General features: G+C 62.8%; 11 protein-coding genes. 7 read left to right on the forward strand and 4 right to left on the reverse strand.

Features of this window, described 5'->3' with window-relative positions:
• Window positions 1-22: 22 nt before the first annotated feature.
• Entirely contained in the window at window positions 23-787 is a 765-nt protein-coding gene (locus tag DU490_RS08170) for a YciK family oxidoreductase (protein ID WP_114573822.1), read from the forward strand.
• A gap of 111 nt (window positions 788-898) precedes the next feature.
• Here DU490_RS08170 and DU490_RS08175 read toward each other — a convergent pair whose 3' ends face one another.
• On the reverse strand, window positions 899-1,564 hold the full coding sequence (locus tag DU490_RS08175; RefSeq protein ID WP_114573823.1) for an HAD-IA family hydrolase: 666 nt from the start codon (window positions 1,562-1,564) through the stop codon (window positions 899-901).
• A complete protein-coding gene (gene ubiG, locus DU490_RS08180; protein ID WP_114573824.1) occupies window positions 1,564-2,286 on the reverse strand; it encodes a bifunctional 2-polyprenyl-6-hydroxyphenol methylase/3-demethylubiquinol 3-O-methyltransferase UbiG in 723 nt (240 codons plus the stop codon). Before ubiG ends, DU490_RS08175 begins: the two co-directional genes overlap by 1 nt.
• Before the next feature lie 161 nt (window positions 2,287-2,447).
• Here ubiG and galU point away from each other — a divergent pair, with 161 nt between their 5' ends.
• The 6 genes from galU to msrA all read left to right on the forward strand — a co-directional run bounded on the left by galU (window position 2,448) and on the right by msrA (window position 12,585).
• Window positions 2,448-3,338, forward strand: coding sequence for a UTP--glucose-1-phosphate uridylyltransferase GalU (gene galU, locus DU490_RS08185; protein WP_114573825.1), 891 nt, complete (start codon window positions 2,448-2,450; stop codon window positions 3,336-3,338).
• Between the two features lie 5 nt (window positions 3,339-3,343).
• Window positions 3,344-4,651: a UDP binding domain-containing protein gene (locus DU490_RS08190; protein WP_114573826.1), complete on the forward strand. Its 1,308-nt coding sequence runs from the start codon at window positions 3,344-3,346 to the stop codon at window positions 4,649-4,651.
• Between the two features lie 74 nt (window positions 4,652-4,725).
• Window positions 4,726-5,622, forward strand: coding sequence for a hypothetical protein (locus DU490_RS08195; RefSeq protein ID WP_114573827.1), 897 nt, complete (start codon window positions 4,726-4,728; stop codon window positions 5,620-5,622).
• A 60-nt stretch (window positions 5,623-5,682) separates the two neighbouring features.
• Window positions 5,683-7,569: an autotransporter assembly complex family protein gene (locus DU490_RS08200; protein WP_114573828.1), complete on the forward strand. Its 1,887-nt coding sequence runs from the start codon at window positions 5,683-5,685 to the stop codon at window positions 7,567-7,569.
• Window positions 7,533-11,903: a translocation/assembly module TamB domain-containing protein gene (locus DU490_RS08205; RefSeq protein ID WP_258801501.1), complete on the forward strand. Its 4,371-nt coding sequence runs from the start codon at window positions 7,533-7,535 to the stop codon at window positions 11,901-11,903. Before DU490_RS08200 ends, DU490_RS08205 begins: the two co-directional genes overlap by 37 nt.
• A gap of 67 nt (window positions 11,904-11,970) precedes the next feature.
• A complete protein-coding gene (gene msrA / locus DU490_RS08210; RefSeq protein ID WP_114573829.1) occupies window positions 11,971-12,585 on the forward strand; it encodes a peptide-methionine (S)-S-oxide reductase MsrA in 615 nt (204 codons plus the stop codon).
• Here msrA and DU490_RS08215 read toward each other — a convergent pair.
• Window positions 12,566-13,606 (reverse strand): hydrolase, encoded by a 1,041-nt coding sequence (locus tag DU490_RS08215; protein ID WP_114573830.1) that lies wholly within the window; start codon window positions 13,604-13,606, stop codon window positions 12,566-12,568. The genes msrA and DU490_RS08215 overlap by 20 nt on opposite strands.
• Window positions 13,607-13,613: 7 nt before the next feature.
• Complete coding sequence (pepQ, locus tag DU490_RS08220) at window positions 13,614-14,921, reverse strand: Xaa-Pro dipeptidase (RefSeq protein ID WP_114573831.1); 1,308 nt, start codon at window positions 14,919-14,921, stop codon at window positions 13,614-13,616.
• Between the last annotated feature and the right edge of the window lie 89 nt (window positions 14,922-15,010).

Raw genomic sequence — 15,010 nt, forward strand, 5'->3', positions numbered from 1 at the left:
TGGCCCCGCCCGAGGAGCCGCGATGAGCTGCAAGATCGACTACCAGGCGCCAGCCGATCTGCTTGAAGGACGTATCATTCTGGTCACCGGTGCCGGTGACGGCATCGGTCGCGAGGCCGCACTGGCGTTTGCCCGGCATGGGGCCACGGTCATACTACTGGGGCGTACGCTGGGCAAGCTGGAGAAGGTGTACGACGAGATCGAGGCGGACGGCTGCCCCCAGCCCGCGATCGTGCCGCTGAACTTCGAAGGCGCCACGCTGAAGGATTATCACGACCTGGCAGAGATGCTCGACAAGGAGTTCGGCCGCCTCGACGGACTTTTGCACAATGCCAGCTTGCTGGGACGAATAACCCCGTTTGAGCAGTACAATCCCGAGCTCTGGGAGCAGGTCATGCAGGTCAACTTCAATGGCCCGGTATGGATGACACAGGCGCTATTGCCGCTGCTGCAGTCATCGAAGGATGCCTCGGTGGTATTTACCTCATCTAGTGTGGGACGCAAGGGTCGTGCCTATTGGGGGGCATACTCGGTCTCAAAGTTCGCCACCGAGGGTTTCATGGAAGTGCTTGCCGACGAACTCGAGCACCTCGGCACCATTCGCGTCAATAGCCTCAATCCCGGTGCGACGCGCACGACCATGCGGGCCAATGCCTACCCGGGCGAAGACCCAGAGACGCTGCCGACACCGGAAACCATCATGCCCACCTACCTGTGGCTGATGGGCCCCGACAGCCAGAGACACAACGGCGAGCGTTTCGACGCGCAGCCGCCGAAGTCCGCATAGCTCCGGGGTCATGCCCTGCCATCATGTCCCGGGCCGGTTGCCAGGGTCTAGGAGTCTGTCGGATTTGACCGATTGTCCAGGCTCCCAGGAGCCAAGTCCTAGGTGTGAGTATCAGAGCGCAGGGCCGGGAAGCAGGGTCTCCACCAGTGACGCACTGGTCTCGAACCATAGATCGGCCGGCCAGTCGCGGTAGTCGTCCCCCTCCTCGATGTAGCCGTAGCCCACCGCAATGGCCGGCATGCCGGCGGCACGCGCCGCTTGCATGTCACGCAGGTGGTCGCCGATATACCAACACCGGCCCGGCGCAACGTCAAGCAGACTCGCGGCGGCCCACAGCGGCTCCGGAAATGGCTTCTTGAGGGGCAGGTCGTCGGCACAGATCAGGGCACCTGGCATCAGTCCTAGGGCTTCAATCAGTGGTGCGGCAAAGGCGCGTGGCTTGTTGGTAACGATGCCCCAAGGCCGATGCATGGACTCCCAGTTCGTCAGCAAGCGATCCAACGGTGGAAAGACTCGGCTCTCTTCAGCCACAGCCTGGCCATAGGCCTCGAGCAGGAACTCGCGAGCTTCGTCATGCCCGTCCCGGGTCTTTTCCAGCCCCAGTGCCAGCTTGACCAGAGCGCTGCCGCCGTTGGAAACCTGGGCACGAATCACCGGATAGGGCAGGGGATCCAGCCCATGATGAACACGCAGGGCATTAGTGGCGCGTGCCAGGTCAGGAGCGGTATCTACCAGGGTGCCATCGAGATCGAACAGCAGTGCCTCCGGCAGCTGCATCAGCGAGCCTCCCGGCGGCAGTGCATCAGGTAGTTGACCGAGACATCATGTGCCGACAGCCGATAGCGACGCTTCAGCGGATTGTAGACCATGCCGTTCTGCTCGCGAACCTCCAGGTCCGCCTCACGACACCAACCGGCAAGCTCTGAGGGACGAATGAATTTGCGATAGTCATGGGTACCGCGGGGAAGCATTTTCAGCAGGTATTCGGCACCGATGATCGCCAGGGTATAGGCCTTGGGGTTTCGGTTGAGTGTCGAAAAAAAGACGTGTCCCCCGGGCTTGACGAGCGCAGCGCAGGCGCGGATGACGGACCCGGGGTCAGGCACATGCTCGAGCATCTCCAGACAGGTCACTACGTCGAATTCGCCGGGGTGCTCGGCAGCCATCCCCTCGGCACTGGCTTGGCGATATTTCACCTCGACGCCGCTTTCCTGTGCATGAAGGCGCGCTACTCCTAGAGGAGTCTCACCCATGTCGATACCGGTGACACGGGCACCACGATGGGCCATGGCTTCGGCAAGGAGGCCGCCACCACAACCCACGTCGAGGACCTGGCGGCCCGCCAGGCCACAGCGGGCATCGATAAAGTCCAGGCGCAGGGGATTGATGTCGTGCAGCGGCTTGAATTCGCTCTGGGGGTCCCACCACCGGCTGGCTAGTGCGTCGAACTTGGCAATTTCGGCCTGGTCCACATTGTGGTGATGGAGGCTTGCGCTCATGTTGTTTCTCCGTGTGAATTGGTCGACACCCTGGCAACATTCAGTACCTTCGGTATCATGCACTATTCTACCCGTAGCGACCCGGGCTTTCCCATGACGGAATCATCGGTGGCCCCGGGAGGTAATCTTGATCAACCGACTCAAGCGACAAGGAAGGCACAATGATTCGCAAGGCTGTATTACCCGTTGCCGGTTTCGGAACCCGCTGCCTGCCGGCCTCCAAGGCGATTCCCAAGGAAATGATCACCATCGTCGATCGTCCGGTGATCCAGTACGTGGTGAACGAAGCGGTCGCTGCCGGGATACGCGATATCGTCCTGGTGACCCACGCCAGCAAGAGTGCCATCGAGAACCACTTCGACAAGCACTTTGAGCTTGAGGCGAGCCTCGAGGCCAAGGACAAACAGGATCTTCTCGACGAGCTCAAGGCCATTGCTCCCGATGGCGTCAATATCATCAGTGTTCGCCAGCCGGAACCTTTGGGCCTTGGCCATGCGGTGCTTTGCGCCCGCCCGGTGATTGGAGACGACGAACCCTTTGCGGTGCTGCTACCCGACGTCCTGGTGGATGATGAGGGTCTCGAGCGCAACGACCTGGCGGGCATGATCGATGCCTTTGAAGCCAGCGGTCGTTCCCAGCTGATGGTGGAAGAGGTGCCATGGGAAAATGTCCACAAGTACGGCATCGTGGACCCTCAGGGCGGTGCGCCATCGCCGGGTGAATCCTGCCAGCTTGATGGTGTGGTTGAGAAGCCGTCACGGGACGATGCACCTTCCAACCTGGCCGTCATCGGCCGCTATGTCCTGCCGGGCCGTATCTTCTCACTGTTGGCTGAAACACCGCCTGGCGCCGGCAACGAAATTCAGCTTACCGATGCCATCGAAACGCTGCGCCAGAGCGACGGCGTAGACGCCTGGCGAATGCGTGGCAAGACCTACGACTGCGGCCATCAACTCGGCTACCTCGAGGCAACCATGGTCTATGGTCGCCGTCATCCGCGCTTCGGTGAGGGCTTTCGCGAACTGCTCTCCCGCTACAGCCAGCCGGAGTAATTGTCATGCGACTCGAGATTCATGGCAGTGAGCTGGCAGCCGCCACGGCTGCTGCCGCCCTCTCTTGGGTGGGGCATCAGGTGCATTGGATACCCCATGCCTCCATGCCCTGGCCCCGCTTGCTGGAAGCCGACTGGCTTCGGCGTGAACCTGACCTCATGGTCGCGCTACAGGAAGGGCGTGAACTCGGCACCCTGACGGTGGCCGGCAGTGACAGTCCGCAGGCGGGTCCCATCGACATACTCTGGCTCGCACTCTCTCCCGAGCAGCGTGACGAGGCCGGCGACCTTGTGGAAAAGGCTGTCACGCACCACACCGAAGCGCTGATGCTGGTCAACAATTCGACCTTTCCGGTGGGCGAGACCGAGCGCCTCGAGATGCGGCTGGCTGGGCCCGAGTGCCGTGCCGTGGCCCTGGTCGACATGCTGGAGGAGGGGCGTGCATGGGCGAGCTTCACCCGCCCCGGTCGTTGGCTGCTGGGGTGCGACGATGATCATGCCGAAAGCCAGGTGCGGGAACTGCTGCGAGCCTTCAATCGGCGGCGTGACGTGGTGCAGCGTATGCCACGCCGTGCGGCCGAGCTGACCAAGCTGGCCACAATCGGCATGCTTGCCACGCGCATCAGCTATATGAACGAGATCGCTGGCCTCGCAGACAGCCTGGGTGTCGACGTCGAGCATGTGCGTCAGGGCATGGGGGCCGACTCGCGGATTGGCTATGAATACCTCTACCCGGGATGCGGTTTCGGCGGCCCTAATTTCTCCCGTGACCTTATGCGACTGGCCAATGTCCAGGAGGCCAGTGGTCGCCATTCGGCACTCTTGGAGCAAGTCCTGGACATCAACGAGCAGGTCAAGGAAACGCTGTTTCGCAAGCTCTGGACCCATTTCCAAGGACGCCTGGAAGGGCGTACTCTGGCGATATGGGGCGCGGCCTTCAAGCCCGGCTCGGCCCGCATCGACCATGCCCCCGTGCTTACGTTACTCAAGGCACTATGGGCCCAGGGGGTCAAGGTACGGCTGCACGATCCTGCCGCAACGGCAGCGCTGCGTGCCGAAGTCGGCGACCATCCGTTGCTGGAGCTGTTTGATGCCGACCCCTATGCTGCCTGCGAGGGCGCGGATGCCCTGATGCTGGTTACCGAGTGGAAGCACTACTGGAACCCGGACTGGGCTCGGCTGGCAGGACAGTTGAAAGAAGGACTGCTGCTGGATGGGCGCAACATCTACGATCCTTCCCATGTGGCGAGTTGGGGACTTTCCTACCGCGGGATCGGCCGACGCGCCGACCCCGCGCAGACTTCTTCGCGTTGAGGTAACAGTGTGCGTGCAGGCGGTTTCCCTGCTTACAATGGGGCGCCTGCCGCCTTTGCTGAAAGGAGTTTGCCATGCCAGAAGCGCGTCCGCCCGAGCGACGCCCCATCGTCCCCGACCCGGACACTAGCCTGACACGGGCACGGCGGCCGGCACAGCCGATGCCCAGACTTTGGCCGCTTCGGTTGACGGTTTTCCTGCTTGTCTTCGCCCTGGGGGCGGTGACCTGGTTTGGCTGGCAGGAACGTCAGCGTTTCGATGAGCAGTGGAGCCAACTGGCCGGCGAAATGTCCAATGTGCATGCCCGGTTCGATGCCGAGGAAGGGCGTGGCGATCGTCTGGAAGGAATCGAGTCACGGCTATCGACGGTGGAGAATCGCGGCGAATCTCTGGCTGCTCGCACCGCGAACCTGGAGGTGGAGGTTGAGCAGGTCGCCGACATCGACGAGTCTCGCTTGGACGCGTTGGAGGAGCGCCTGGACGGTGTAGCTGGGCAACTGGAAGTCATGACCGAGGAGGCCGCTTACCGGGATGCCCTGCTGAGCGCCACTCAGGATTCGATGAATGCTCTCGAGCGCGCTGGTGAAGAGGGGCGGCAGGCGTTGGCCACCCGCATCGAGACGGTAGCCGACTCCACTCAGCTCACCGCTGATCGATTGTCGGAATGGCATGAACGCTTCGACGAACTCGCTGCTACCCAGCAGGATGTGCGTGGCAATCTGGCGGAGGAGCTGGCGGCTTTGGATGAGCGCACCCAGGCCCGGGAGGCGGAGCTGAATCGTCATCTCGAAGGTGTAGCTGAACGTATGGAGCCCTTGAACGTCGAATTGGAAGCCCTCGTGACGGACCAGCAGGAGCATCAGGAAACGGTTAGTCGACTGCGGAACAGACTCACTGCCATGGAAGCCGAATTGATCGAGCTACGCCAGACCCAGCTTGCACTCAGTGCCGGGCTGGAAGCTCTGCAGTAATGCGACTCGGCGGTCCTTCAGTCCGCCGGGTTGTCTGTAGTCTGTGAGGAAGCCGCAGATATGGGAAAACGCGTAGCAGCATGCCTTGGTGCAGTGGTCCTGTGCCTTGGCCTGACTCAGGATGCGCTTGCCATCGAGGCCCGTATCGACGGGCTGGAAAGTGATGTCGCGGAAAATGTCCGCCACTACCTGAGCAGCCTCGATGCCGCTCAGTACGGACGTGCACGTCTCGAAGGCGAAGTTCTGCGGCGCACCCGTGAGGCCATGCGGGTGTATGGTTACTACGAACCCCGGATCCACCAACAACTCGAAGTGCGTGACCCTCCCCGCCATGTCGAACTGGTGGTCGAACCTGGCCCCCAGGTCATTGTTGAAGTGCTGGATATTCGACTCGAAGGGGATGCCCGGCGCGACGCTCCTTTCCGTGATACGGTCGAGGCCTTCCCGCTGACCGTTGGCGACCCGCTGCTGCATGCCCCTTGGGATCGGATGCGCAACAGTCTCGCCAACCTCTCCCTGGAGCGCGGGTATTTCGACTGGCGCTTCACCGACAGGCGCATGGAGGTCAGGCCCTTCGACGAGAGTGCGCGTCTCTACCTGACTTTGGATAGCGGCCAACGCTATGCCTTTGGCGATGTGACAATACGTGGCAGCCATATCATCGAGGAACGACTGCGCCAGATGACCCCCTTCACGCCGGGCGAGCCCTATCAGGCGGGAGCTGTCGCGCTCTACACTCAGCGGCTGGGCCAGGCAGGCTGGTTCAGCTCGGTCAGCGTCCGGCCTCGCCTGGATAGCCGCCGGCAGCTGGCCCTGAGGGCACCTGAACTGGGCTGGTGGAACGAGGTCGGAACTCTGGGCGAGACGACACTATCTGGCGAGCCAGCGGCGCGCTCGCCACAGCAGCCGATCAGGCCACGACTTTCACCCGAAGCACTCTCTGCGGTCACCAACTTGTATCGATCCGATCGCCCCATTATGCCGATCGATGTCGTGGTTGCGCCGGCCGACCGGCATCAGTTCGAGATCGCCGTGGGCTTCGCCACCGATGTAGGGCCGCGGCTAGGGTTCGGCTGGGACCAGCCCTGGATCAACCGCTACGGCCATAGCCTCGACCACGACCTGTTCATTTCTCAGCCGGAGCAACGCCTGACCGGCACGTACCTCATACCACTGGACGATCCGCTGCGCGATCAGTACCGCCTGCAGTATGGCCTGCGCCATCGGGACATGGATGACACCCGCACCATAGAGAACACAATCGAAGTGACACGGCGCTGGGAGTTCGATAACCGCTGGGTGCAGACAGTCTTCCTGCGCGCCACCTATGAAGACTTTACCCAGGGCGGAGAAGCCGACAGCGTCTTCATCTACTACCCCGGGGTCAGCTGGTCACGGACACGGACTCGTGACCCTCGCTTTCCCAGTTGGGGAGACCGCCAGAGGATCGCCTTCGAGTACTCCGACAATCTGTGGGGGTCGCAAGCAGATTTCTTGCGCATGACTGGTGATACCGAATGGATTCGTATGCTGGGCAGCGATGCTCGTTTCGTGAATCGCCTTGGCCTGGGTGCCATAGAGTCCAGCGACTTTTCCAAGGTTCCGCCGTCACTGCGCTTCTTTACTGGCGGCGACAGGTCGGTGCGGGGTTATGCCTATGAAAGCCTGGCACCACGAAACGAGGAGGGGCGCCTACGCGGCGGCCAGCAGCTGTTGACTGCCAGCACTGAGTTGCAACATCGTATCGTCGGCAACTGGTGGGGTGCCGCCTTCATCGATACCGGTGACGCCTTCGATGACTGGGGTCCCGACTCGCTCAATACCGGGGCTGGCCTCGGGGTGCGCTGGATTTCGCCTGTCGGGCCGGTACGCTTCGATGTCGCCCATCCCTTCGACGATGAGGAGAATGCGTGGCGCCTTCATTTCGCCATCGGCCCGGAATTCTGAGGACCCGGCTGCTGTTCTGGTCGCTTGTTCGTCTACTGATTGTACTGCCACTCTGGTTACTGGGCTGGGTCATCCTTGCACTGGGCCTGGCGCTGTCCCCATGGGGAACCGGCTTCTTGCTGGAGCAGGGGGCCGAGCGTGGCTTCTACCAGTTGGAGGATTCCGAAGGCGCTCCTTTCGACCGGCTGGTCCTGCACGGGCTGGAGCTGGAAGCCGGGCCCGCAACGGTGTCGTTGCAGCGGCTCGACCTGGCCTGGGCCGATGACTGCTTGCTCCGGGGGCGGCTCTGCATCGAGCACCTGTCCATCGAGGGAGCGCGAATCCAGCTGCGAGCGGGTGAAACCGATACGGATCAGGAGGAAGCGGCGCCCGCAGGAGATATCCACCTGCCGTTTCCCGCGGAGATACGTGCGCTGTCGCTGGTCGACGTGGAGCTGTTCTTGCCGGATGGCACGCGAATCTTTTTCGATGATTTCTCGTCGGCAGCCAGGTCCCAGGCTGCCGAGGTGGAGCTGTTATCCACCCGGCTGGAAGGTCTTCGCATTACGATACCCCCATCGCCGGGCACCGCGCTGGCCACATCCGCCATCGATGATGCTGCCCCACGCCTTGCCGCTCCCGCCATCGACGCTCCCGCCATCGACGCTGCCGTCGATCTGGCTGCCACATCGCCGCCTGGCACGGTCGAAGAGTATGAAAGCGGCGGCGCTGCCGAGGAACAGACAATTCACCTGCCCGTGGCCGTGACGGCCCCTGACCTGCAGGTCGTCGACACGGCGATAGAACTGGCGGACGGCACTCACATCGAGATCGATACGTTGACGTCCGGCATCGAGGCCGCCCAGTCTCACCTGAGCCTGATGCCGACTCACCTTACCGGCCTGCGCGTCCACCTCCCCCTGTCTCCGGGGGCCAAGCTGGCTCTGGATGAGAGCGACACCGACCAGCCACGGCTTTCATCCGACGCCATTGATGCCACACTTGCCCTGACATCGCCGCTCCCGGCCGTCGTTGCAGCCGAGATCGAGGCGGGTCTGGGTCTCGCACAGCGCGAGCGCGCCACGCTTCCCGAGATTCATCTTCCACTGTCGGTGTCGATTCCCCACCTCAGGCTTGAGGAGGTCGAGTTCACCGGTCCATTCAACTACTCGATCCGGCATCTGACTCTCGGGCTCGAAGCCAACGGGAAGGAAGTAGAGGTGACCTCCCTCGATCTTGCCACCCTGGACGTCGACGTACAGCTCTCGGCGAGAGTCGAGCTACAGGGTGACTATCCCCTCGAAGTACGGCTCCGCACCACCCTGTGGCTGCCCGAGATCATGCCTGAGCTGGCCGGCCAGCGAATCGAGCTGTTGTTAGGGGGGAGTCTCGGTGACCTGGAGGTCGAACTGGCTGCCTCAGGCCCCGTGGACGCTGAGCTGAGGGCCAGGCTCGACGCACTGGACCCGACTATGTCCTTTACCGCTTCGCTGGAAAGCGACCTGTTGCAGTGGCCGCTGCCAACGCGGCTGACCACCGAAGTCCCCGAAGACATTGGAGACGTGCCAGCCGACCCTTACCTGGCCGAGGATATTTCCCTTCGCCTGTCAGGCAGCCTGCTCGATTACAGCGCGGCACTCTCGATGCGTCTGGAGGGTCCCGAGATACCCCGTAGCCGTGTCGCTCTGTCGGGCAGCGGCGATTTCGAACACTTTGCTTGGCTGCCTCTGTCGCTGACCCTGGGCGATGGCTCGCTGATCAGCCGGGGGCGCGTTGCATGGTCCGAAGGACTGGACGTGAACACAGTCATCCGACTCGACAACATCGATCCCGGCGCCTTCACCGCCGCCATCGATGGGCGGTTGAGCGGCGACATCGAGGCAGCGTTCGCCCAGGGACCTAATGGCTGGCTGTTGCGTGTGCCACGATTCGATATCGATGGCGAACTACAATCGCTGCCGATGTCGCTGCAGGCACGCCTCAGCGGTGATAGTAAAATGCGCTGGAGTATCGACCGCTTCGACTTCCAGCAGGGCGACAATCGCCTCTCCGCCAGCGGCGAGGTATCGGAACAGCGAATGAGTCTTGATGGCGACATCGACCTGCCCAATCTCTCCAACCTGCACGACGAGCTCGGCGGCAGCCTGACCGGTCAATTCACAACGACGGGAAGCCTCGAGACCCCACGGCTCGACATCGCACTCAGCGGCAATAGTCTGGCCTTCGGCGACAGCCGCCTGGAAAGCCTGCAGTTGTCGGGCAGCGTCCGGGGCCTTGAAGACCCCGACCTCGACCTGAGACTGGACATCGAGAACCTTATTGCCGGCGGACAACGCTTCAGCGAAGCATCGCTGCTGCTTGATGGACGTCTGACAGAGCATTCACTGACGCTGGACGCCACTGCCGGTCGCGGAATGCCGCTGTCACACGCCACACTGGTGCTCGATGGCGGTCTATCCGAGGACCACCAGCGCTACACCGGACGCATCCATCCGCTGGAGGTTGCAACGGAATACGGCGAAATCAGCCTGGACGAACCACTGGCCTTCACTGCTGATCTCGAGACCGGCAGCGCACGCGTGCAGCCCTTCTGTCTGCGTCGCGAGCAAGGCGGTCGTATCTGTCTCGACGAAACGCTGCAAGCCAGTGCCGAGAGCGGAGATGCCTCATTATCGGTTCGTGGGCTGCCCATGGAGCTGCTCGACGAGTGGCTTCCCGAAGAGTGGAGTGCGACAGGCCGAGCAGACATGGACCTTCAGGCCAAGTGGCGCAGGGGAGGCGACCAATGGCACATCGAGAGCGATGTGGACAGCGAGCTCTCTCTCCAGGGGATGGATATCTACGGCCAGCCCTGGTTGTTGCCGGACACGAGCTTGAATGTGACCCTGGACGCCGACGAGCAGAGGTCTGATCTCAACCTGGACCTGATCCTGGCCGATGCCGGACGGCTTCGCCTGAGCATTGGGATGGATGACCCGGCAGGTGATGGCGCCCTTGAGGGAACCCTGACGCTCGATGCTCTGAACCTGTCACGCTATCGTAGCCTGGTCGCCGGCATGGACACCCTTGAGGGTGTCATCGATGGGAGAGTGGACATTTCCGGTACAGGCCAATCTCCACTTCTCAGCGGCGCCCTGGAGTTGGCCGGCCTGCAGGCAAGCGGCATGGATATCCCCCTGATCATTGTGGATGGCCGCATACGGGTGGAGCTCGAAGGCGAGACCGCCCGTGTCATGGGCTACGTGGAAAGCGACGAAGGGCGACTGGTGATCAATGGCGATGCTGCCTGGCCCTCGCCGGAGGACTGGCGAATCGGGGTCGATCTGGACGGTACACGGCGGCCGCTGCTGGTGACGCTACCGGAATTCGGGCGCTTGCGCATCGCGCCGGACCTGCGTGTGCGCATCGATCCGAACCGACTTCAGGTGCGCGGTAGCGTACAGGTCCCCTGGGCACGGCTCGAGATAGGCGAGACGCCGCCCGCTGCCGTCGCACCCAGTCCTGATGAAATCATCATCACCCGTCGTGACGAAGAGCGGGCCAGACGCACCGCCGAGCTGACGGAAGACACCGGTGCGGATGAGGCCGCTGTCGTGGTCTTGCAGCAGGCCGGTATGTCGCTGGACGTGCGCATCGACTTGAATCTCGGTCCCGATATGCAACTAGAAGCCCGCGGACTCGAGACGGGGCTGCGTGGCGCCCTTGAAGTGCGCCAGCAGAACGGTCCGGTACAGCTGTTCGGAGACGTCCTGCTGACCGACGGACGCTTCCAGGCCTTTGGGCAGGATCTGATGATCCGCCAGGGTCAGCTGCTCTTCAGCGGCCCGCCGGACCAGCCGCTACTCGACTTCGAAGCCATCCGCAATCCCGACATTACCGACGACGGGGTGATCGCGGGTCTGCGTGTCTCCGGCTTCGCCGCTGAGCCGAGCCTGCAGATCTTCTCGGAGCCGGCCATGGATGAAGCCAGTGCTCTCTCCTACCTGCTGCGCGGTCGGGCACCCAGGGATGGTGACACCGATGGGGCCCTGACGGCTGCCCTGGTCGGACTGACTCTGGGGCAGACCGGCGGAGCGGTAGGGGCTATCGGCCAGGCCTTCGGCATCGACGACCTGGCGTTGGATACGGCTGGCATGGGGGACGAGAGTCAGGTGGTGGTGAGTGGCTATCTCACCGAGGATCTGCGCATCAGCTATGGCGTCGGTATTTTTTCGCCCATCGCCGAGCTGACTCTGCGCTATACCCTGTGGCGCAACCTTTACGTGCAGGCCGTGTCAGGTGCGGCACAGGCCGTCGATCTGGTCTATACCTTCTCCCTTCCCGGGAAACCTCCGCAGATCGATGGTGGTCAATAGGCGAAGTCCGTACACACAGCCCATCGACGGCAGCATCGACAGCGTTTGATGCTCAAGGAGACATAACATGATCATCGACCCAGCCCGTGCCTTACCTGGGCGCGATAGCCCACTTACCGTCTCGGGCGTGCATGCCGTCAACGGCAGTTCTATGCAGCCCCCCTTTCCCGATGGATATGCAGTCATCGTATTGGGTTTGGGCTGCTTCTGGGGTGCGGAGCGATTGTTCTGGCAGCTCCCGGGGGTTCATGTCACCGCCGTTGGTTATGCCGGCGGCGTCACCCCCAATCCCAGCTATGAGGAGACCTGCAGCGGCCTGACCGGCCATGCCGAGGTGGTCAGGGTCGTCTTCGATCCTGTCAGGCTCGATATCGAGACACTGCTGCGTACCTTCTGGGAAGCGCATGACCCAACCCAGGGCATGCGACAGGGCAACGACGTGGGAAGCCAGTATCGATCGGCGATCTATACCACCGGCGACGCGCAGCATGCGGCGGCCCAGCGCAGCCGCGACATCTACCAGTATTCGCTGTCACAGGCGGGACAGGGGAAGATCACCACCGAGATCGCTCCGCTCACCGCATTTTACCTGGCAGAGGAGAATCACCAGCAGTACCTGCACAAGAACCCTGGTGGCTACTGTGGCCTGAAGGGCACCGGCATCAGCTGCCCGATCGGGTGAGGTGTGGTCCGGTTCGGCCTGGCCAGTGAGCCGCCGGGCTGCTCCATGCCTGCAGCTCCTGGCTTATGCGCCGAGCAAGCCAGGGTTCCAACCGCCCGTTGCGCCACTCCATGAAGCCGACATGCCCGCCGTGCCGGGCAATCTCAAGATGCACGGCGGAAGAGGGGGCGGGCAGGCGCTCGTAGAGAGTCGCCGGCATGAAGGGGTCGTCATCAGCGTGCAGGATCAGGGTGGGAAGCTCGATCTCTGCCAGCAGTGGACCGGCGGAAGCGCGTTGGTAGTAGTCTATGGCCCCCTCGAAACCGTGCAGGGGGGCGGTCACGGCATCATCGTAGGCACGCAGGCTGGACAGGCTTGCCAATCCGCCAGTATCGAGCGGCAGCGGCAGCTCCCCTCGGACGAGCCTGCCCCGGACCTTGCGCTTCAGCGCACCCAGCAGGTGCCGCTCGTAGATTTGTGAGAACCCCAGATGGAGCCTGTCGGCACTAGCCGCCAGATCCAGTGGTGCGCTGACCACGATGGCACCCGCTAGATCCAGGCCGTCTCCCCCCTGTTCGGCCACCAGCTTGAGGAGCATATTGCCACCCAACGAGACACCAGTCGCCACCTTGAGCGCCTTCGGAAAGCGATGGGCGAGCTGACCGAATAGCCAGTAGGCATCGGCGGTGTCGCCGCTATGATAGGCTCTCGGCAGCCGATTGGGCTGACTGCCGCAGCCGCGGAAGTGCATCAGCACCGCACGCCAGCCCAAGTCGCTAGCTGCCGAGAGCAACCACCGGGCATAGGGAGAGTCAAAGGAACCTTCCAGTCCGTGGAAGAGCACGAAGATCGGCGCCACGGGATCCACGGGCTGGGGGCTAGCCCAGTTCAGTTCGACGAAATCACCGTCGGGCAGTTCAAGCACTTCCACGTCGCGTGCCAGCGGCGGGCGAGGCAGTACGCGGGGTAGCAGAGTCTGCACATGGGCATTGGTCAGCCCGCGTGGCGGTGAGAAATCGGCATCGTGTCGCCGTTCGCGCATGATGGTATCACTCGGCTTCGAGGGTCAGGTTTTCGGCAGCACCTGGCGTGACCAGGACGTTATCCTCGATGCGGATCCCGCCGTGGGGGGCCAGCCGTTCCACCAGCGCCCAATCCACCTCGCGCCCGGCTGGCGCCGCACGCAGCGGTTCGAGCAGCATGGGGATGACGTAGAGCCCCGGCTCCATGGTGACCACCATCCCCGCTTCCAGTTCACGCGTGAGACGCAGGGCAGGGTGCGCTGCAGGCGGTGTCAAGGCCGTGCCGTCCGCGGTGCGCCGTCCGGCCACATCGTGCACCTGAATACCCAGCAAGTGACCCAGCCCATGGGGGCAGAAAGCCCGGGTGATGCCGCCAGCCACGGCAGACTCGGGGCTGCTGAAGACGATACGATGCTCGACAAGCAGTTCGGCCAGCATGTCGTGCATCCTCTCATGCAGGGCGACAAAGTCGACACCGGGTCGCAGCGAGGCGATCAGGCGCTGCTGCACTTGGATGACTCCCTCTATCAGCGCAGGAAACAAGGCATCTGCCTGGGGGCCTGCCCAGGTACGGGTAATGTCGGCGCAATAGCCACGGTAGCGCAGCCCTGCATCGACCAGCAGGCTGTAGCGGTTTTTCGGGGTCCCCGTGTCGTAGTGCTGGTAATGGAGTACACCAGCGTGGGCGTTGATGCCGACGATATTGCCGTAGGGCGAGTCACTCTCACGCTGACGCGATGCCTGGAGATAGGCGAGTTGTACATCCAGTTCGGCCGCGCCTGCCAGGAAGGCATTCCTGGCAGCCAGATGGCCAGCCATGGCCTGTCGGTTGGCTCGACCAATGCAGGCGACTTCGAAATCGCTCTTGCGCACCCGCCCCTCATCCAGTGCCGTGAGCAGGGCGGCGGGGTTGAGTTCGCCCCCCAGCGCCTTGGCAGTCGTGCCATCCACGTCACCGATGACGGCGTTTCGCCCAGGAGGCAGGGCGGGAGGCGCATCGAAGCGCCCCGTCACCACGTCGACACGCTCGACCCAGGCCTCCTGAGGCAGGCGGGCGGGAAGGTGCCAGAAGTCGTCGGGGGCGTGCAGATACAGGATTGGACGCTTGCCTGGACAGACCAGTAGCCAACTGTGTGCAAGGCAGGCCTGCCCGGTCCAGTGCTGGAAATGACCATAGGCGCAAAAATTGGCGAACTGGTCGTCGCCGTAATGGGGCGCAGGATGACCGCTATAGAGCGCTACGCCATCAAGGCCGAGCCCGGAAAGCACCTCGGCATAGTGCCGCTCGAGACGGTCTAAATGAAGATGCTGGAGTTCGGCGAGCGGACCGGTCATGGAAGCCTTCCTGGCAGTCTGATTCATGCCACAGTTTAGCGTACTGCTCGAAGCGGACCATAGCCGGATAGAGCGTCTCCATGTCAGGG

The organism is Halomonas sp. DQ26W (genome assembly GCF_003339685.1).
In the GTDB taxonomy this organism is placed as follows: Bacteria; Pseudomonadota; Gammaproteobacteria; order Pseudomonadales; family Halomonadaceae; genus Halomonas.

Excerpts from the sequence above, each read along its gene's own strand:
- DU490_RS08190 (WP_114573826.1), top strand. The coding sequence starts at position 3,344 with ATGCGACTCGAGATTCATGGCAGTGAGCTGGCAGCCGCCACGGCTGCT.
- DU490_RS08215 (WP_114573830.1), bottom strand. The coding sequence starts at position 13,606 with ATGCGCGAACGGCGACACGATGCCGATTTCTCACCGCCACGCGGGCTG.
- msrA (WP_114573829.1), top strand. The coding sequence starts at position 11,971 with ATGATCATCGACCCAGCCCGTGCCTTACCTGGGCGCGATAGCCCACTT.
- DU490_RS08170 (WP_114573822.1), top strand. The coding sequence starts at position 23 with ATGAGCTGCAAGATCGACTACCAGGCGCCAGCCGATCTGCTTGAAGGA.
- DU490_RS08200 (WP_114573828.1), top strand. The coding sequence starts at position 5,683 with ATGGGAAAACGCGTAGCAGCATGCCTTGGTGCAGTGGTCCTGTGCCTT.
- DU490_RS08195 (WP_114573827.1), top strand. The coding sequence starts at position 4,726 with ATGCCAGAAGCGCGTCCGCCCGAGCGACGCCCCATCGTCCCCGACCCG.
- DU490_RS08175 (WP_114573823.1), bottom strand. The coding sequence starts at position 1,564 with ATGCAGCTGCCGGAGGCACTGCTGTTCGATCTCGATGGCACCCTGGTA.
- ubiG (WP_114573824.1), bottom strand. The coding sequence starts at position 2,286 with ATGAGCGCAAGCCTCCATCACCACAATGTGGACCAGGCCGAAATTGCC.
- pepQ (WP_114573831.1), bottom strand. The coding sequence starts at position 14,921 with ATGACCGGTCCGCTCGCCGAACTCCAGCATCTTCATTTAGACCGTCTC.
- galU (WP_114573825.1), top strand. The coding sequence starts at position 2,448 with ATGATTCGCAAGGCTGTATTACCCGTTGCCGGTTTCGGAACCCGCTGC.